Source organism: Marinobacterium sp. YM272 (genome assembly GCF_050908845.1).
In the GTDB taxonomy this organism is placed as follows: domain Bacteria; phylum Pseudomonadota; class Gammaproteobacteria; order Pseudomonadales; family Balneatricaceae; genus Marinobacterium_D.
Map to the genome: position 1 here is coordinate 3,422,517 of NZ_CP194171.1, position 18,932 is coordinate 3,441,448.

The 18,932-nt window shown below is 56.3% G+C and carries 16 protein-coding genes; 1 reads left to right on the forward strand and 15 read right to left on the reverse strand.

Translation table 11 applies throughout. From position 1 onward, the window contains the following. Nucleotides 1-8 precede the first annotated feature (8 nt). The 4 genes from ACQUQP_RS15335 to antA form a co-directional block, all read right to left on the reverse strand. Complete coding sequence (locus ACQUQP_RS15335) at nucleotides 9-989, reverse strand: TRAP transporter substrate-binding protein (protein WP_432695898.1); 981 nt, start codon at nucleotides 987-989, stop codon at nucleotides 9-11. Nucleotides 990-1,206: 217 nt separating this feature from the next. Then, nucleotides 1,207-2,226, reverse strand: a complete 1,020-nt coding sequence (gene antC / locus ACQUQP_RS15340; RefSeq protein WP_432695899.1) for an anthranilate 1,2-dioxygenase electron transfer component AntC — start codon at nucleotides 2,224-2,226, stop codon at nucleotides 1,207-1,209. 23 nt (nucleotides 2,227-2,249) lie between these two features. Further along, on the reverse strand, nucleotides 2,250-2,738 hold the full coding sequence (antB, locus tag ACQUQP_RS15345; protein WP_432695900.1) for an anthranilate 1,2-dioxygenase small subunit: 489 nt from the start codon (nucleotides 2,736-2,738) through the stop codon (nucleotides 2,250-2,252). A 3-nt stretch (nucleotides 2,739-2,741) separates the two neighbouring features. Continuing rightward, on the reverse strand, nucleotides 2,742-4,133 hold the full coding sequence (gene antA / locus ACQUQP_RS15350; protein ID WP_432695901.1) for an anthranilate 1,2-dioxygenase large subunit: 1,392 nt from the start codon (nucleotides 4,131-4,133) through the stop codon (nucleotides 2,742-2,744). 474 nt (nucleotides 4,134-4,607) lie between these two features. On the opposite strand from antA, the gene ACQUQP_RS15355 reads away from it, so the two are divergent. Then, entirely contained in the window at nucleotides 4,608-5,615 is a 1,008-nt protein-coding gene (locus tag ACQUQP_RS15355) for an AraC family transcriptional regulator (protein ID WP_432695902.1), read from the forward strand. A 186-nt stretch (nucleotides 5,616-5,801) separates the two neighbouring features. Here the strand turns inward: ACQUQP_RS15355 and ACQUQP_RS15360 are convergent, their stop codons facing one another. From ACQUQP_RS15360 to ACQUQP_RS15410, 11 genes are all read right to left on the reverse strand, one after another. Next, the gene (locus tag ACQUQP_RS15360; RefSeq protein WP_432695903.1) at nucleotides 5,802-6,101 is read right to left on the reverse strand and encodes a hypothetical protein; all 300 of its coding nucleotides are present in this window, start codon (nucleotides 6,099-6,101) and stop codon (nucleotides 5,802-5,804) included. A gap of 662 nt (nucleotides 6,102-6,763) precedes the next feature. Continuing rightward, nucleotides 6,764-7,630, reverse strand: a complete 867-nt coding sequence (purU, locus tag ACQUQP_RS15365; RefSeq protein ID WP_432695904.1) for a formyltetrahydrofolate deformylase — start codon at nucleotides 7,628-7,630, stop codon at nucleotides 6,764-6,766. Nucleotides 7,631-7,705: 75 nt separating this feature from the next. After that, complete coding sequence (locus tag ACQUQP_RS15370; RefSeq protein ID WP_432695905.1) at nucleotides 7,706-8,368, reverse strand: sarcosine oxidase subunit gamma; 663 nt, start codon at nucleotides 8,366-8,368, stop codon at nucleotides 7,706-7,708. Then, the gene (locus ACQUQP_RS15375) at nucleotides 8,361-11,381 is read right to left on the reverse strand and encodes a sarcosine oxidase subunit alpha (RefSeq protein WP_432695906.1); all 3,021 of its coding nucleotides are present in this window, start codon (nucleotides 11,379-11,381) and stop codon (nucleotides 8,361-8,363) included. The genes ACQUQP_RS15370 and ACQUQP_RS15375 overlap by 8 nt, the downstream gene beginning before the upstream one ends. 12 nt (nucleotides 11,382-11,393) lie before the next feature. Then, nucleotides 11,394-11,681 carry a sarcosine oxidase subunit delta gene (locus tag ACQUQP_RS15380; protein ID WP_432695907.1) on the reverse strand — a complete coding sequence of 96 codons (288 nt, stop codon included), beginning with the start codon at nucleotides 11,679-11,681 and terminating at the stop codon, nucleotides 11,394-11,396. An 11-nt stretch (nucleotides 11,682-11,692) separates the two neighbouring features. Beyond that, a complete protein-coding gene (locus tag ACQUQP_RS15385; protein ID WP_432695908.1) occupies nucleotides 11,693-12,946 on the reverse strand; it encodes a sarcosine oxidase subunit beta family protein in 1,254 nt (417 codons plus the stop codon). Nucleotides 12,947-13,048: 102 nt separating this feature from the next. Next, nucleotides 13,049-14,314 carry a serine hydroxymethyltransferase gene (glyA, locus tag ACQUQP_RS15390; RefSeq protein ID WP_432695909.1) on the reverse strand — a complete coding sequence of 422 codons (1,266 nt, stop codon included), beginning with the start codon at nucleotides 14,312-14,314 and terminating at the stop codon, nucleotides 13,049-13,051. 243 nt (nucleotides 14,315-14,557) lie between these two features. Continuing rightward, complete coding sequence (gene sfsA, locus ACQUQP_RS15395) at nucleotides 14,558-15,280, reverse strand: DNA/RNA nuclease SfsA (RefSeq protein ID WP_432695910.1); 723 nt, start codon at nucleotides 15,278-15,280, stop codon at nucleotides 14,558-14,560. 24 nt (nucleotides 15,281-15,304) lie between these two features. Beyond that, nucleotides 15,305-16,267: an isopenicillin N synthase family dioxygenase gene (locus ACQUQP_RS15400; RefSeq protein ID WP_432695911.1), complete on the reverse strand. Its 963-nt coding sequence runs from the start codon at nucleotides 16,265-16,267 to the stop codon at nucleotides 15,305-15,307. Nucleotides 16,268-16,285: 18 nt separating this feature from the next. After that, the gene (locus ACQUQP_RS15405; protein WP_432695912.1) at nucleotides 16,286-17,635 is read right to left on the reverse strand and encodes an amidohydrolase family protein; all 1,350 of its coding nucleotides are present in this window, start codon (nucleotides 17,633-17,635) and stop codon (nucleotides 16,286-16,288) included. A 334-nt stretch (nucleotides 17,636-17,969) separates the two neighbouring features. After that, nucleotides 17,970-18,587: a LysE family translocator gene (locus ACQUQP_RS15410; RefSeq protein WP_432695913.1), complete on the reverse strand. Its 618-nt coding sequence runs from the start codon at nucleotides 18,585-18,587 to the stop codon at nucleotides 17,970-17,972. Between the last annotated feature and the right edge of the window lie 345 nt (nucleotides 18,588-18,932).

An 18,932-nucleotide genomic window follows, 5' to 3' on the forward strand; every position in this document is an offset into this window, starting at 1 on the left:
TCTAAGGATCAGCTACCTTTGATCTCGGCAGCCGCTTTTCTCAAGTTAGGCAGGGATGCTGCCTTTTCGGACCAGATCGTCTCCCACTCGGCAATCGCCTCTGCGAAATCCTCCTTGGTGGCTTCATGGATAGTGATATCCAGGCCGCGCAGCTCCTTCTCCTGCTCCTTCTCAAGTGCCTGGAAGTGATCGATCACGGCATCGAGCTGAGCACGCATACTGGTTTGCAGCAGCTCACGATCTTCCGCGCTCAGATCTTTCCAGACCCGGCCAGATACCACGCCCACCATCGGGAACATCATGTGGTTGGAGATCAGCATCTTGTCGGAGCGTTCATAGAACTTGAAGATAAGGATGGAATCGAAGTCCATATCGATGGCGTCGATCTGGCCATTGGCCAACGCATCATAGACCGCCGGAAGCGGCATCGGCGTCGGAGCGGCACCGGTCGCCATGTAGAAATCACGAATCGGCTCGAAAGGTGTGATACGCAGCTTTTTGCCTTCCAGGTCTGCAGGACTTTCCAGCGTATCCCGGCTCATCACCTGACGCAGGCCCGCCATGCCGTAACCCACACCGACCAGACCCGCTTCCGCAGGCAGTTGGCTCAGCAGATCGGTCGCGGCTTCAGACTTCAGCAGAGCAGCCGCCTGATCGATATTGTCGACCAGGTAAGGCGCATAAAGCGCACCAAAATCAGGCACACGGTTGGAGATCTCAGCCACGGTCAGAAAAGCCATATCCAGCGCGCCGGTCTGCAACTGCTGCACCATCTGCGCTTCGTTACCCAGCTGCTGGGAAGGGAAAACAGCGATGCTGTGCGCGCCACCCGACTTTTCCTTCACTTCCTCGGCAAAGGCTTCTGCAGCCTGAGTCCAACGGTGCGGCGGCGGGGTGATCAGTCCAAGGCGGAAATCACGGGCCTGTGCCGGCACCGTCATCATCAGGGCCAAGCCGCCCGCCATCACGGAAGTCATTAAACCTTTCATCGACATCTCTAACTCCATTTTTCTCGCTGTAATTATCTTCGGGTCATCCGATAAATATGTTTTCAGGCGATCAGGACGCTCCAGCCATTACCGGCCAACCATAGAAGCGACCCATCCTTAAATAGCCACTACCGCAAATCATCGTTGCACAGTACACACCGCGCAAAAACCACGCCACTTTTGTTTTTGATTATTTCCCGTGCTGGCTCTTTCAGTATTAACTGGCGGAGAACTTCTCGAAGTAGATACGGCTGTTTTCCATGTTGCGCTGGTCCAGCCATGACTTGACCGCCTCAACCATCGGCGGAGGCCCGCACAGATAAGCGTCGACCTCGCCGCCATTAAAGTGGGACTCGTCAAACAGGTCGGTCACCACTCCGGTTTCGCCCTGCCAACTTTCGTCGCCATTCATGACGATGGTATGGAATGAAAAATCCGCGATGCTCTGCTCATAGCTTTTCAGTCGCTCCAGCTCACACAGATCTTCGGGCCGGGTGACACCGTAGAACAGCCTCACCGGCTGCTGTGCTTTCTCCGGGTTGGACGCCATCTGGTCGAGCATGCCCAGGAACGCCGCCAGCCCGGTGCCGCCGGCCACGAAGATCAGCGGCCGCTTGACCTGCTGGAGATAGAAAGCCCCCAGCGGCGCTTTCAGGCTTATGCGGTCGCCGGGCTTGGCACGATCACGCAGGTAGTTGCTCATCACGCCATCGGGCAGCAGCCGAATCAGCAGCTGCAGCTGGTTGTCAGCGTTGGGCTCGCAGGCGAAGGAGTAGGATCGCCACTCTTCAGTGTCGGGTACCTGCACATGAGCGTATTGGCCAGGAAGGAAATCGAGCTGCCCATCGCGAGCACTGGCATCCAGATGCAGGGTGGCCGTGGAATCGGATAGCACTTCAACCCGCGAGACCCTTGTCTCCACAACTTCCGGCCCGGCACTGGTGCAGATAGACGAATCAAAATCGAAGCTTACCGCGCAGTCGCTCTTGACCCGCATCTGACAGGTGAGAACTGCACCTTTGCTCAGGTCTCCCTCACTCAGCGCATCCTCATCCACATATTCAAGATCATACTCACCTGACTGGCAGGTCCCTTTGCAGGACGCACACACCCCCTCGCGACAATCCACCGGCAGCGTCAGCCCATGGCGTAACGCGGCATCCATTAACACTTCATTGCTGTTGATGCCGATGAAGTGGGTGCGGCCATCGTTAAAACTCAGTGCAACCTTATGCATATTGATTACCTCCCGGCCCGAACTTAGACGTGATAGAAATCGAGCACGTGACGAATCTTGTCGTTGAGCACGATTGAACGCTTGCTCTTGATCTTCCAGCTATCCCCATCAGCGCGCAGACGGTACTCGGACCAACCAAAGAAGCATTCCGACTCACCGAAGCGAAAGAAGTGAGTCGCCCAGTTGGCCTTGACCAGCCAGGTGCCATCCTCCTCCTGCTGCGCCTGTACGTTATCGACCAGGTGCATGGTGCGCGGCATCGGTGTGCAGGCGGCGCTCTTGCCGGTACGAATACGGAACACACGGTCTTCAAGGCCTGCCCGGGTCGGGTAGTAGATCAGCGACATCTCGCGCTTCGGGTTGGTGGTGTAAACGTGCTCCGAATCCCACTGCGGGATATGAAACTCCGCCTCCGCGTCGAAAAGATTCAGGTACTCGTCCCACTGCTGGCGATCGCAGTATTCGGCTTTGCGGAACAGGAACTGCTCAATACTCTGGATTACGTTGCTCATCGCTTAAACCTCCTGCGCCTTGCGTTTTTTAGCTGCCAGCCCTTCCAGCATGTAGCGCTGCCAGGTCGAATGCTGGTTCACATAAAGCCCTTCGTGGGTAAATTCGGCTCCAGTCATTACCGGCTGAATATCCAGTGCCTCGGTATTGGCGGTTGGACCGGTGATCCAACGATCGCAACCCCGGGAGATATCGTTCCAGCGCTCGGCACGTCCCTCGAAGCCTTTCTGCGCCTCGCGAAACTCCACCAGATCATCGGGGGTACCCAGGCCAGAAACATTGAAGAAATCTTCAAACTGACGGATACGGTTTTCGCGATCCGCATCGGACTCGCCCTTCACGCCCAGGCAGAAGCTGTGAACCTCTGTTTTGTTCCAGGCGACGGGACGGATCACACGCAGCTGGGAGCTGATCTGATCCATAAAGAAGAGGCTCGGGTAGATGTTGAGGTTGCGCAGGCGGTGCATCATCCACTCGGCACGGGTCTGGCCATACTCTTCGATAAGACGCGGCATCACCGAACCGTAGCCGGGCCGCACTTCCGGGTTTGGCATATCACTGAATAGAATGGTGTGACCGTTCTTGAACGCGAACCAGCCGTCATCGGTCTCTTTGTCGCCGGCACCCAGCTTGCTGTAATCCAGGGTCTTGTTGGCACCACCCTCTTTCTGGGCATCCTGCTGTTGACGGTGCTGCACGGTCGCCACGTAGTTGTAGTGCACAGTGCTGACGTGGTAGCCGTCGAGACCGTTCTCGTTCTGCAGCTTCCAGTTACCATCGAAGGTGTAGCTGGAAGATCCAGGCAGCACTTCAAGCTCACCATCCGGAGACTGTGTAGCCATCATATCGAAGGCGATCCGCGCATCGCCGAGGAACTCCTCCAGGGACTGCTTGCACTCGGTGTTCAAATTGATGAAAACAAAGCCCTTGTAGCTGCTGACCAGCGCCTTGCGCAGGCCGCGGGTCGACTTGTCGAAGTCAGCCGGATATTCGTCAGGCGCCTTGACCTTCACCAGCTTGCCATCGGTCTTGTAGCACCAGGCATGGAACGGGCAGGTAAAGGTGGACTGGTTACCCTTACAGACGCGTGTAAGCGTGGCGCCGCGGTGCTGACAGGCGTTGAGCAGAGCATTGATCTCGCCTTTGGCGTCACGGGTGATGATCATCGGCTGACGGCCAGCCTGCATGGTAAAGAAGTCGTGGGTATTGGCGATCTGACTTTCGTGACAGGCGTAGATCCAGGTGTTTTCAAAAATCAGCTCCATCTCAAGGTCGAAGAGTTCACGCTCGGTGAACATCTCTCTCGCTACCTTGTAGACCTTGTCTTCTGGACGGAAATCAAGCGCTGACTCGATCTTCTCTCTCCAGATCTCCAGCATTTCTGTATGCGTTGTCATGGCGACAGCCTCCGGTCAAGGCGGAGCGTTCACCCCCGCCGGTTGGTTTATGCATTCATAAAACCAGAGCGACATTGGGCACGCCTATCCACTTTTTTTAGAAGCACTATCCCCTTTTTAATCCGCACCAAAACCGAACACAAAGCCTCAAAAAAGGGCAAAAACCCATCAGATTTCGCACTATAAATTTCAAACATTTAGCTAATTCAAAAGAAAACTTCGCCCCAAAAAGCGGCGAAAACAAAAATCAGAAAAATTAATAACTTTTACGATTTCTTTCAAAATTCCGCTAAAAATTTATCTTCACTCCGAACAATCACTAAAAGATTCTCATCCAAAACCGCTGCGTAACTGACAATAAATTGACCAATGATAGAGCTTTTGTTAGGTTTAGTTCTGCTAACCTATTATTTCAGAGTTTAACTACTATCCAACGACAACCAAACCCAGGGTCTATTACACCCGGTTCATGCCATGTTTGAAAAACATACTCAGTTTGAAGCTGATTCATCGAAAAAAATTTTGGCCGATATTCAGGACGCAGCCGATGCCGTTTCCTGGATGTCTGATATCTGCGGCCCCCATGAGCTTCAAGTCTATAACGCGCGAAAAATGCGCTTCCGGCATGAAGGAAATATTCTAAATTCCACCACGACCGCGATTGGGCATATCGAATACGGTACCGATGTCACGGTCCAGATAGAGGATCTGCAGAACAGTTACAGCATCAGTCTGCCGATCAGTGGGTTCCAGGAGCTTTCCACGGGTGATTCCAAAATAGAATCCAATATCACCAGCGGCATAATCATCTCTCCCTCGGCTCCCTGCGAGCTCAACATCAGTGGTAACTGCCGCAAGAGCCTGGTCAGAATTTCACGTAGGGAAATGGAGCTTTCACTTCAGTCGGCGCTCGGCAGAGCAATAGACAAGCCGTTGATTTTCGAAACAAAAATGGATGCCAGAGTCGGAGCTTCCAGTGCCTGGTGGCGGACGATACGGCTCATAGAACAGGAGGTTTCGCAAACGGACAGCCTGTACAACTTTGCCCCGTTTATCCGCGATATCGAGCAAGCACTGATAAAGGGACTGCTGACCTCCCAGCCCCACAACTACACCGATGCACTCAAGGATGCATTCAAGAGGAAGCTGCCGGGCTATATCATCAAGACCATCGATTACATCCGTACCAATGCAAAGAACGACCTACACATTGAGGACATTGAGTGGGTTGCGGGGGTCTCAAGAAACAAGCTGTATGCGGACTTCAAAACCCATTTTGGCGAACCACCTACCGCCTATCTTAAACGGGTCAGGCTTGAAGGTGTTCGCAATGAAATAGTAGAAACCGGCGGACAGGAAAGCATATCAAAAATTGCTATGAACTGGGGATTCAGTCATCTCGGTCGATTTTCATCAGACTACAAAAAGCTGTTCAGCGAAACTCCATCAGAAACGCAGAGCAGGGCAAAAACATCCCTTTAAACGCCTATTCCACCTCTATTCAAAAACTAAAAACAGGCCCGTAAAAAGCACAAAAAGCCCTATGAATTTCACATAGAGCTAAATAGCTTAAACAATAATTAAAACTCAGATTAGAGGTTAGGCGTATAATTTAATTAAAATAGAAGAATAGAATTACAATCCCGCTTAAAACACCACCAACTATAATCACCTATCCTCTATAAATCGAATATCCTCGATAAACTTGACAGCCTCTTCGCGGTTTAAAAAACGTTCCTGATAAAGAAAGCCCGATACTACGCTTGCTTTAACCGACTCGACCTTTCCCTTTTTATTGCGACTGACTATCCACTCTTCAGGCACGCCATCCAGCGTATGAAAAGGCGCTATCCGACCATCGCGAAACCGGGAAAGTTCCACCCTGCCGCTTACAGCATCCTGAAACGCAGGTACGAACTTGAACGGCGCATTATGCTCGCTGACACCGTAAGAGTCGCGAAAGGCCATATTCTCCTGCTCTAGGAAGCACCCCGACTTTGACAACATGACGATGACCTTTCTTTATCTCTATTCGATCTGGCTCCGACTACAGCTGCGCATCGGATGCGGATTGAGACAAGCATGCAATAGTTACGGGGCCGCAGCCATCCGAACAGTGCGAACGCTAGCCAGATAGCGCAAGGATTCGCTATCTGAACCGTTTTCCAGCCTTTGGAAGACGACCTCAACCCCTTCTGTCCGCAGTTTACCTGCTGGCAGGAGCGCTCAACGCAGAACACTCAAGGCAAGAACAGCCTTACCAGCGGGTAAGGCGCAAGCTGATGCCGACTCCTGCTGCCGCTTCGCGCAACAGATCAAGCACGGAGACAGCGATGCGTTGACCGCTTTCAGCACCCGCCTAGCGCTTCCTAAAAGAGCACAGGAGATCGCCGCCTGGCGCCGGGCGGGCCTGAGTTAGTCGGTTATTTTCAGATAGCGATAGCGCCTGATGGTCTCGCCGAACCTTTCCTTCTCGGTGTACTTGCCGATGATCTAGCCGTACTTGAGCTCTTCGCCGGCATCCTTCACTCTGACCATTGCTGGCCGCGTGACGGTAAAGGTTTCAGACAGGCAAAAAAAACCGGGCAAAGCCCGGTTAAAAAGACAACACAACAACGACGGGGTGCGTCTTAGTTGCTAAACACCACAGTGCGTCGTCCGCTCAGGAAGACGCGCTTGGAAACATGGTATTTGACCGCATTGAACAGCGTGATGCGCTCGATATCCTGTCCCTTGGACACCAGGTCTTCCGGGTAGTGAGCGTGATCGACCGACTGAATGCCCTGGGTAATAATCGGGCCCTCATCCAGGTCATTGTTCACGTAGTGGGCGGTGGCGCCGACCATTTTCACACCCTTTTCCCAGGCCTGGTGGTAAGGACGTGCGCCCTTGAAGCCCGGCAGCAGGGAGTGGTGGATATTGATCGCCCAACCGTCCAGGGTTTCGCACATGTCCGGTGACAGTACCTGCATGTAGCGCGCCAGCACGACCAGATCGATATCGTACTTCTCCAGCAGCTCCAGAATCTGCGCTTCCTGCTGCGGCTTGGTATCCGGGGTGATCGGCAGATGGTAGTACGGGATACCGTGCCACTCTGCCAGGTGCTGGAGGTCCGGGTGGTTGGAGATGATCACCGGCACTTCGATATTCAGCTGACCCGTACGGTGACGGAACAGCAGGTCGTTCAGACAGTGGTCGTACTTGGAGACCAGGATCGCCACCCGCTCGCGATGACCGGGTTCGGTCAATTCCCACTCCATATCAAACTCGGCGGCACGGGGCGCAAACTGCTCGTCGAACGCTTCGCGACTAAAGTTTTCGTCCTGCGGCTGAAATTCAATACGGATAAAGAAACGTTCGCTAACGCGATCATCAAAAGAGTGGATCTCGTTGATGTAGTTATGTGAGTCCGCCATAAAGCGGGTCACCACATCCACTGTTCCCAGCTTGCTGGGGCAGTTGGCGGTAAAGATCCAGGAATCGGGCAGAGAGCTCATGGCTATCTCCTTACACATCAGAAAAAGGCGCGCCGGGTGGTCTGGCGGTAACAAACCGGCGCGCCTGAAACGGATTTAAGCTTTGACTACCAGGCCGTACTCACGGCTTGCGTCCTGCAGCCAGAGCCAGATGTAGTCCGCGAAGCTGCGGCGAATAACCAGTTCCCAGGTGTCTTCTCCGCTACGGCGGATCAGCGCAGTGCTCTTGGCGAACACGGAACCGGCTACCTTGCCCACCGGGAACTGACTCGGGTGCAGATCCAGGATGGTGCTTTTCTTCAGCACGTCCACCGCGTTCGGACCGGACAGTTCCAGGATAGTCTGACCACCGCTGCCGTTCACGACCTGGAAGTGACCTTCGATCGCTGCACGCAGGCTGCGCTCAACTTCGAAGGCCTGGTCGCCCGGCACCACGGCCAGCCACTCGTCAGGGCTGATCCAGCGGATGGAGACACTGCCCTTCTCGACGGAGGTCAGCGGCTCGGTGGGCAGAGCCACGCCAAATACTGCGGCGCAGCCATCCATGAAGCTCTTGTTGTCCTGGGAGCCACGCAGGGTCAGGTGACCCAGCAGCTTCAGTTCCCGCAGCAGAACACCGCCGGCGCGAGGGTTGCTCGCGGCCAGTTTGTCCAGTTCCGCGTGATGCAGCGGGGACTCGACACGAGCGTTACCGCTCGGCAGCTGATTCATAACCGCCACTTTGGCGACTTCGTTTTCCGGAGTAATTGTCTCAGACATTCTGACGCTCCCCTTTCGGATCGAGGAAGATCGGGCTGCAAATTTCAGCTTCGATCACGCGGCCATCGGCCAGCGGGTAGTAAACACTTTCGCCCATGCGGTCGTGACCGCCCTTGACGAAGCCCAGTGCGACACTGCGGTCCAGAACAGCACTCCAGTAGCTGGAGCTGACGTGACCGACCAGGTCCATCGGAATCGGCTGCTTGGGATCAAACACACCCTGAGCCCCTTCCGGCAGCACAACTTTCGGATCCTTGGTCTTCAGACCAACCATCTGCTTGCGCTGGTCGCGGACACAGTCTTCGCGAGCCATACCGCGCTTGCCGATGTAGCTGAACGGCTTGTTGTTGGATACACACCAGCTCATACCCAGGTCGTGCGGCGTCACAGAGCCGTCAGTATCCTGACCGGCAATGATGAAGCCTTTTTCAGCACGCAGGATGTGCATGGTTTCTGTACCGTACGGCGTCAGGTTGTACTTGGCACCGTGCTCGAACAGCTTCTCCCAGACGTACAGACCGTAGTTAGCCTGAACATTGATCTCGAAGGACAGCTCACCGGTAAAGGAGATTCGGAATACACGGGCCGGAACGCCAGCCACGGTACCTTCACGCCAGTCCATGAACTTGAAAGTGTCCTTATCAAGATCGATATCATCACACAGCTCGGCCAGCAGCTTGCGGCTGTTGGGGCCAGAGATGGTCATGGTTGACCAGTGATCGGTTACGCTGGTGAAGTAAACTTCCAGCTCCGGCCACTCGGTCTGATGGTAGAACTCAAGCCATTCCAGAACCGCTGCAGCACCACCACTGGTAGTGGTCATGATGAAGTGGTTTTCGGCCAGGCATGAGGTCACACCGTCGTCGAATACCATGCCATCTTCTTTACACATCAGGCCGTAGCGGCACTTGCCAACAGCAAGTTTAGCCCAGGCGTTGGTGTAGACACGGCCGAGGAACTCACGCGCATCCTTACCCTGGATATCGATCTTGCCCAGAGTAGAGGCATCGAGAATGCCGATGCTTTCACGGGTCGCTTTACATTCGCGATCCAGTGCCTGCTGCATGCTTTCGCCGTTTTTCGGGTAGTACCAGGGACGCTTCCACTGACCCACGTCTTCCCACTCAGCGCCGTGCTCTACATGCCACTGGTGCATGGAGGAGAAACGCTTCGGCTCGAACAACGGGCCGCAGTTACGACCGGTGATGGCACCGAACGCGATCGGCGTGTAGTTCGGGCGGAACACGGTGGTACCGGTTTCCGGAATCGTCTGACCCAGCACCTTGGCGGTGATCGCCATACCGTTGATGTTACCCAGCTTACCCTGGTCGGTACCGAAGCCCATCGCGGTGTAACGCTTGACGTGCTCGATAGACTCAAAGCCTTCACGGGTCGCCAGCTCGATACCAGCGGCGGTTACGTCGTTCTGGTAGTCGACAAACTGCTTCGGCGCACGGCTGGTCGGCTTGGTGTGCGGGATGTGGAACAGCGCCATCGGCTTGCCTTCGCTCACAGTGCGAACGTTCGGCAGCTTGGTCTCGGCCGGGCTCAGACCCAGACGGGAGGCAGCTTCCTGGCCTGCTTTAACACCTTCGCTCAGCACTTTGTCCAGCGTGTAGGTACCGTTGATACCACCTGCTGTCAGCTGTTTCTGGACGGTCGGTCCCGGCAGGAAGCCGATCGCTTCGTCGCTCCAGACCGGACGGCTGCCAGTGTGGCAGGACAGATGAACAACCGGGCTCCAGCCACCGGAGCTGGCAACAGTATCGCAGCTCAGGCTCTGTACGGAACCAGTGACCTTCTCGCCCTTGGCGTCGATGCTGGCGACGGAAACGCCGCTAACGCGCTTCTTGCCCTGAACATCGATAACAGCGCTGCCAGTCATGACCTTGATGCCACGCTTGCGAACCGCTTCGATGCGCTCACCCTGCGGGTTGGCACGGGTATCGACAACCGCGACAACTTCACGACCTGCGTCAGCCCAGTCCAGAGCGGTCTGGTAAGCACTGTCGTTGGTAGTCATCAGCACCAGCTTGTTGCCCGGAGCCACGCCGTAACGGTTAACGTATGTGGATACGGCACCTGCAACCATGCAGCCCGGCACATCGTTGTTACCGAAGACCAGCGGACGCTCGTGTGCGCCGGTAGCCAGGACCACCCAGTGTGCACGTACGCGATGCATACGCTGACGAACCTGACCGGACGGCGCTTTATCCGCCATGTAATCGGTGCGGTTTTCGTTGATGGTCAGGAAGTTGTGATCGTGGTAACCGTTCACAACGGAGCGCGGCAGCAGGGTGACTTCCGGCAGTTTAGCCAGCTCAGCAACGATCTCTGCAACCCAGTCAGCCGCCGGCTTGCCGCCGATACGCTCACGGCTGGACAGCAGGTGACCACCGAATTCGCTCTGCTCGTCGGCGATGATGACACGGGCACCGCTGCGCGCAGCAGTCAGTGCAGCCATCAGGCCGGCAGGACCTGCACCTACAACCATCAGGTCGCAGTGCTGGTTGACGATATCGTACTCATCCTGGTCACGCTCTTTCGGCGCACGACCGAGACCTGCGGCCTGGCGGATAAACTTTTCGTAAGTTTTCCACATGGACTGCGGGTACATGAACGTCTTGTAGTAGAAGCCGGGAGGCATCATCTTGCCACCGACCTTACCCATGAAGCTCATCAGGTCGGTGTCAACGCTCGGCCAACCGTTGGTGGCGCTGCAGACCAGACCGTCGTAAAGCTCCTGCTGGGTAGCACGAACGTTCGGCACCTGGGTCGCTTCAGTGGCGCCCAGCTGCAGTACAGCATTCGGCTCTTCAGCACCGGCGGCAACGATACCGCGCGGACGGCTGTACTTGAAGCTGCGGGCAACGATATCAACGCCGTTGGCCAGCAGTGCCGAGGCGATGCTGTCGCCCTTGTAACCTTTGTATTGACGACCGTTGTAGGTAAAAGTCACTGCCTTGGAACGGTCAATGCGGCCTCCGGACTGGAGGCGGTTTTTCTGGCTCATTTTCTCCGCTCCTTAACCTTTAGCAACCACTTCGGGCTGCTCGCCAATCTTGTAAACTTCTTTGATCTCGTAAGTCTGAGTATCACGGGTCACGTTGAAGAACTTGCGGCAACCAGTGCTGTGAACCCAGATCTCGTGATGTACACCGCGAGTGTTTTTGCGGAAGAACATGTAAGCCCCCCACTCCTCGTCGGTGCAGTTATCCGGATCGGCCGGACGCGCGATGTGCGCCTGCCCCTTGGAGTGGAACTCTTCCTCTTCGCGAAGCTCGCGGCAGTGCGGACAATAGATATGCAGCATTTCGTCAGTCCTCAGTGAGCAACGCCAGCGGCGCCGTGTTCATCGATCAGTGCGCCGGTGTTGAAACGGTTGATGGAGAAAGGCTCCGCAAGCGGGTGCGCCTTACCGTGCGCCAGAGTGTGCGCGAACACGTTGCCGGATCCCGGAGTTCCCTTGAAGCCACCGGTACCCCAACCGCAGTTGAAGAACAGGTTCTTGACCGGAGTCTCGGACAGAATCGGGCTGGCGTCCGGGCAAGCATCGACGATACCGCCCCACTGACGGTTCATGCGCACGCGGCTGGTGCACGGGAACAGCTCGACGATCGCCTGGATGGTGTGCTCGATGATCGGGTAGGAACCACGCTGGCCGTAACCAACCCAACCGTCGATACCGGCACCGATTACCAGGTCGCCCTTGTCGGACTGGCTCATGTAACCGTGTACGTGGTTAGACATGACAACGGTGTCCAGGAACGGTTTGATCGGCTCGGATACCAGCGCCTGCAGCGGGTGAGATTCAACCGGCAGCTCGAAACCGGCCATCTTGGCCATCACGCCGGAGTTACCTGCAGTGACACAACCAACACGGTCAGCCTTGATAACGCCGTACTGCTTGGTTTTCACGCCGGTGATCTTGCCGTCGTTGATCTCCATGTCGATAACTTCGCAGTTCTGGATCAGATCGACACCCAGAGAGTCTGCTGCACGCGCGTAACCCCAGGCCACCGCATCGTGACGAGCGTTACCACCACGACGCTGAACAGATGCGCCCATAACCGGGTAACGAGCGTCTTTAGAGCAGTCCAGAGACGGAATCTCTTTCTGCAGCTGGTCGCCATAGACCATTTCGTTATCGATACCCTTGAGGCGGTTGGCATTAGCCAGTCGCTCGTTGGTACGCAGGTCACCGAGGGTATGACAGGTGTGGTAAACACCGCGCTGAGAGAACATCTGGTTGTAGTTCAGTTCCTGAGACAGGCCTTCCCACAACTTCATGGAGTGTTCATACAGGGCAGCAGACTCATCCCAGAGGTAGTTGGAACGGACGATCGTGGTGTTACGGCAGATGTTACCGCCACCCAGATGCCCTTTTTCCAGTACGGCCACGTTGGTGATGCCGTGCTCTTTGGCCAGGTAGTAAGCGGTCGCCAGACCGTGACCACCCGCGCCAATGATGATGACGTCATACTTTTTCTTCGGCGTCGGGTTACGCCAAACCCGCTGCCAGTTTTCGTGATAGCTCAGACTGTGCTTTAGCAGTCCAAATCCTGAATAACGCTGCATAACGTCAGCTCCACACCTGTGCCGCATTCGCGGCTTTTTAACTAATTCAGAGCGCTTCGAACGCTGTGCGAACCCGAAGAGTCCGCACAGCCCTCAAAGTGATCAGCGGTAGACCGGGTAGTCTGCACAGAGGTCGAGAACCTGTGCTTTCACCTCGGCGATCTTCGCTTCCAGCTTCTCCTCGTCATTCAGGACGTCGAGGATGTCGGCGATCCAACCGGCCAGACTGCGGCAATGAGTTTCCTTAAAGCCACGAGTAGTGATCACCGGAGAACCGATACGCAGACCGGAAGTCACGAACGGTGACTGCGGGTCGTTCGGTACCGCGTTCTTGTTCACGGTGATGTTTGCACGACCCAGAGCTGCGTCGGCCGCTTTACCGGTCAGACCCTGCTTGATCAGGCTGAGCAGGAACAGGTGGTTGTCGGTACCACCGGAAACCACATCAAAGCCGCGCTCGATGAACACGTCAGCCATGGTCTGGGCGTTTTTGCAAACCTGAGTCTGGTATTCGGTGAATGCCGGATCCAGCGCTTCCTTGAAGGCAACGGCCTTGGCAGCGATCACGTGCATCAGCGGGCCGCCCTGGCCACCCGGGAACACAGCAGAGTTTAGCTTCTTCTCCAGATCCGGGTTGGATTTGCACAGAATCAGGCCGCCACGCGGACCGCGCAGAGTCTTGTGAGTGGTAGTAGTGACCACGTCTGCGAACGGCAGCGGGTTCGGGTACAGGCCAGCAGCAACCAGACCTGCAACGTGAGCCATGTCGACGAACAGGTAAGCACCTACCTTGTCGGCGATCTCACGGAACTTGGCCCAGTCAACTACACGGGAGTAGGCAGAGAAGCCGGCAACGATCATCTTCGGCTTGTGCTCTACGGCCAGTGCTTCAACCTGAGCGTAATCGATTTCGCCGGTTTCTTCGTTCAGGCCGTACTGAACCGCGTTGTAGATTTTGCCGGAGAAGTTAACGTGGGCACCGTGAGTCAGGTGACCGCCGTGTGCCAGGCTCATGCCCAGAACAGTGTCGCCCGGCTCGCACAGAGCCATGTAAACAGCGGCGTTAGCCTGGGAGCCAGAGTGCGGCTGAACGTTAGCGTAATCAGCACCGAACAGTTCGCAGGCACGATCGATCGCCATCTGCTCAACTTCGTCGACGTATTCGCAACCGCCGTAGTAACGCTTGGCCGGGTAGCCTTCGGCGTACTTATTGGTCAGAACGCTGCCCTGCGCCTGCATCACGCGCGGGCTGGTATAGTTTTCGGAAGCGATCAGCTCGATATGCTCTTCCTGACGCACCGCTTCACGCTGGATCGACGCCCACAGAGCATCATCGAAGCCCTGAATTTCATCACTCTTTGAAAACATCTTTTATTCTCCTACAAGACCTAAGGACAGCCACGCCGAAAAAGGAATGTGCAACTTAAGGGCGATCTTATAGGCGGCTTTGCGGAACCTGATGTTTATCAACGTCCCGACAATGTCGATTTGCGACAAAAAGCGGGAAACTTTGTGAATTCGCTACAGCCCAGCGATTTCGGGAGATAGAGAGGATTCGGGGTTATGCCTGAATGCGACAGAAAAGGGCGCAGAAACAAATCTGCAACCGCATCAGAGTAATATCGGAAGATTACGCGCTAAAACAAATTCTTCCGGCTCGAGGCTTACCTGCCAGGCCAGGATCTCAACGCCTTTTTCCCTGGCCTCCCGCAGCAGTTCGCCATAACGCCGGTCGATCTCATCGGCGGGGCGCGCCGCTTTGGCGCCGCTGTGCTGAACACAGAAGAACAGTACCGCCCTCTTGCCTGATGCGACCACCTGCATCAGGGTCTGCAGATGTTTCTGGCCCCGCTCCGTCACCGAATCGGGAAAGGCGATAATGCCATCATCGGGATCACCCGGCCCCGGCCCGAGGGTGACGTTTTTAACCTCGATAAAGGTATGCGGGTCGTAGCGCTCACCCAGCGCCAGATCGAAACGGCTGTCGCCGCACTTCACTTCACGCTCCACGCCGCTTACCGGGTCAAGTTCCGGGATCAGCGCGCTGCGAACAGCCTCCTCGACCAGCGCATTGGTGCGGCTGGTGTTCACACCGGCCCAATGGCCATGCGCCACCTGCACCGCCTCCAGGGTATGGCGGTACTTGCGTTTGGGGTTGCAGCTGTCGGAGATCAGTGCCGCCTGCTCGACGCCAGGAAGCACACAGTTCTTCATCGAACCGGTATTGGGACAGTGAACGGTGATTTCGCTGCCATCGGCACGGCGCACATCGGCCATAAAACGCTTGTAGCGGCGCAGCAGGGTGACGCCTTCCAGCGGTGGATCAAACTGCATCTGTGTTTCCGGGTCAGGCTGACATCAATTATCGTCGCTGCGATAACCGTAGGTGGCGTTAAGCCGCTCTGTCAGGTAGTCAACAAAGCGCACCGGAGCGTACTTGGGTGCCTCATCCGGGCGCAACTGCCGCGGGTCGACGATGGACTCCGGATCCACCTCCATGAAAAACGCGACGGAGTAGCGTTCGCTCTGGGGCGGGCGCACCCGATGCGGGGTCGAGACGTAGGTATCGTTGCTCCAGCGCATCAGGCAGTCACCGATATTACAGACAAAAGCGCCGTCGACGCTCGGCGCCTGTACCCACTGCCCCTCGCGGTTGGCGACCTCCAGGCCGGCAACACCGTCGGTGGCCAGAATAGTGATATTGCCGTAATCGGTATGGGCACCGGCACCACCGTCGTCCCGGGTCACGGCATCATCCGATGCCGGATAACGCAGCATTCTGAGCGTCGCCAGCGGCCTGGCCAGATGCCGGTCGAAAAAATGCTCGTCCACGCCAAGATCCAGGCTCAGACCACGGTGGATCAGGCGTCCCAACTCTTCACAGGCATGGAAATAGGTCAGCATATGCTCCCGCCACTCGTCACCCCACTCTGGCAGTTCCGGCCAGAAGTTGGGACCGCGAAACGGTTTGTCCGCTACCAGGTCCGGGTGATCCGGCGCCAGCTCAACACCGATATTAAACGCCTCCTTCATATCCGCGCCGGCCGCGGGATTAAGCTGTTCATCCGCCATCGCCACGTAGCCGCGATTATGCTTCGAACGCTTGATCGATAGCGCCTCTTTCGCCTCCAGCGGCTGCGCGAAAAAGCGTCGCGCCTCGCTGAAAACCAGCTCAACCGTTTCCGGGGCGATACCGTGATCGGTGACATAGAAGAAGCCGACCTTGCGACAGGCGCGCCCCAGCTCATCGGCCACAGCCTTGCGCTCGGCAGGATCGTCGCTGTTCAGCTTTGCAAGAGAGATGATTGGCAGGGCATCCACAACATTTACCTTCAGGTTTCAGTTCATAACGGAGGGGTTGGGTGGTAGCTCATCACAGCGGGCGATCAACGAATGCGCGGTGACCTGGGCCTGACTGACGATCAGACTCTGACTGACGCGAGTCGGTTCGCCATCGCTGATCAGGCACTCACCATCCACCCAGACATCGGTGACATTGCTGCCGCGGGCGGAGAACACCAGATTCCACAACAGGTTGCCGCCCTTTTCATCCAGGCAGTAAGGGGTGAGATTGGGGGCGCCTATATCCAGCAGAATCATGTCGGCGCGCTTGCCAACCTCGAGGGAGCCGATTTTATCATCCAGGCCCAGCACTTCGGCGCCACCAAGGGTGGCCAGGCGCAGCATCTGAGAGGCCGGCAGCGACATGGGGTCAAGCCTGGTTGCCTTCTGGATCAGCGAGGCGAACTTCATCTCCTCAAACAGGTCCAGGCTGTTGTTGCAGACATTACCATCGGTCCCCAGCCCGACAGGAATGCCCGCATCGAGCATCTCCGGCAGCCGCGCCACACCGCTGGCCAACTTGGCGTTGCTGACCGGGCAGTGGGCCACCCGGGTGCCGGTATCAGCCAGAAGCTTGATCTCGTCATCGTTTAACCAGACACAATGCGCCAGCAGGGTGTTTTCACCCAGCACCCCGTACTGGTCCAGCATGGCGATGGAGCGCTTGCCGAAATGGCGGGTAACCGCCGCCTCCTCCTCTTTCTGCTCGCAGGCGTGGGTGTGGATCTTCAGACCGAACTCCCGGGCGCAGGCAAGCGCATGGGCGTAGGCGTCTGCTGAGCAGTAAAACAGATGCTCCAACCCCATCCAGACCTGGATACGGCCGTTGTTCGCGCCGTGATGGCTATCGATCAGACGCCGGTTTTCGTCGAGGGTGGCAAAAAAGTCGAGCCCCGGCCTGTCTGCGACATAGGGCGCCAGGTTCACTCTTAGCCCGATCTCACGCCCCGCTTCAGCGCAGCGATCCATAATACGGTACATATCCATGACACAGGTGGTGCCGTTTTTCAGCGCCTCCAGGTAAGACAGCCGCGCGGCGTGGTAGGCGTCCTCCGGCGTCAGTGCACGGAACTCCCGCTGGTAATAGGGTAACCACTCCATCAGCTGCATATTCTCGGAGATTCCGCGCATCAGGCTGGAGTGACTGTGAGCATCCACCAGGCCTGGCAGCAGCGCCTTGCGACCGCCACAATCGATGCTGGGCATGTCGGAGGGAATCTCGATCTCCGCCTTTGGCCCCAGGGCGCTGATACAGCCATCATCAATCAGCACAGTGCCATTGGCGATCACGCGATCCTCGGGATCCACGGTGAAGATGGTCACGTTCGTCAGTGCAAACCTGTGCATATTCGCCAAATCCAAGCGCCTAGTAAAAGTTGGAACGGTCAGGAATTCCGAACAATACGGTGCCTGCCAATACGCTAGTTGTCCAGATGGACAAGTTTTTATAGCAAAAAACTGACCATAAAGAGCGTCAACAACTGTTTCGCCGGAGTCGCGGAATCACGGCAAGCAGGACGACAAACACAGGGGGAGTAACGCACTATAACGAGTCAAAAGCGCACCGCAGCGGCACATCCACCCGGGCAGTGCTTGCATAAGTGGCCCTGCTGGTTCATCCCGGGATTTTCTCTTGCCGAGCCAGCCGGGCCGACGACGAATACCGCCCGCTGCCTGCTATTTACTGTCGACCGGCCAGATAGAGGCCGGCGAATGCCATGATAGAACCCGACACCCGGTTCATGGTGCGGGCCGCACGCTGGGACTTCAGGTACCTGCACGCCTGCGCTGCTGTGGCGGCTATCAACATCAACCCGGCCAGCAGGCCGATCAGCGTGAGCAGCGACGCTATCACAACCCCCTCACCGGATAGCGCGGTTACGTCCATAAATGTCGGCAGAAACGCGATATAAAACAGAATGACCTTGGGGTTGGAGGCAGAGATAAGAAACCCCTGCACAAAGGCGTGCAGGGCATCACGCCGGTCCGGCTTTTCCGACGAGGTGACCGGTTCTACCGCCGCGGTCCACATTTTCCAGCCCAGGTAACACAGGTAAGCGGCACCCACAAAGCGGATCAGTGTGAACACCTCTCCCCAGTGTGTCGCCAGCGCCGCCAGCCCCAGGCAGGCCAGTACCAGGTAGATCACGTCACTGAGAATCATACCCAGCGCCAGCGGCAGACAGCTCAAGCAGCCACGTTGCAACGCCCTGGCAACAATCGCAAACACACCCGGGCCCGGCGTAATACCAAAGATGAAGATGGCGAACAAAAAACTCAGTGCATTGGCAAAACTCATTATTGCATCCCTGTTAAGGCGACAGTTATGTGGCGCACAGCGGACAGTAAATGTCGTAGTTGATGGCGACAACAGAATCTTCTGGTCTATGCTAGAAAAGTGTTCCTTAAACTTGAAGCACAGCCCGCCGATGACCCTCAAGGATAGAAAAGTCCCACAACCTCATTCACTTAGCCCATCTGCCCTCAGAGGGACTCGGGTTGCGTCATCAGCGCTCGACCGGGATACTAACGACCGTATTCTGCAAGATATAGGGTCTGTTAACTCCCGAATTGGTTATCGGCCAACCGTTCAGAACTTGGACACCACAAAACAGCCAGAAGCAATCTTAAGGAGAGAGTCGCT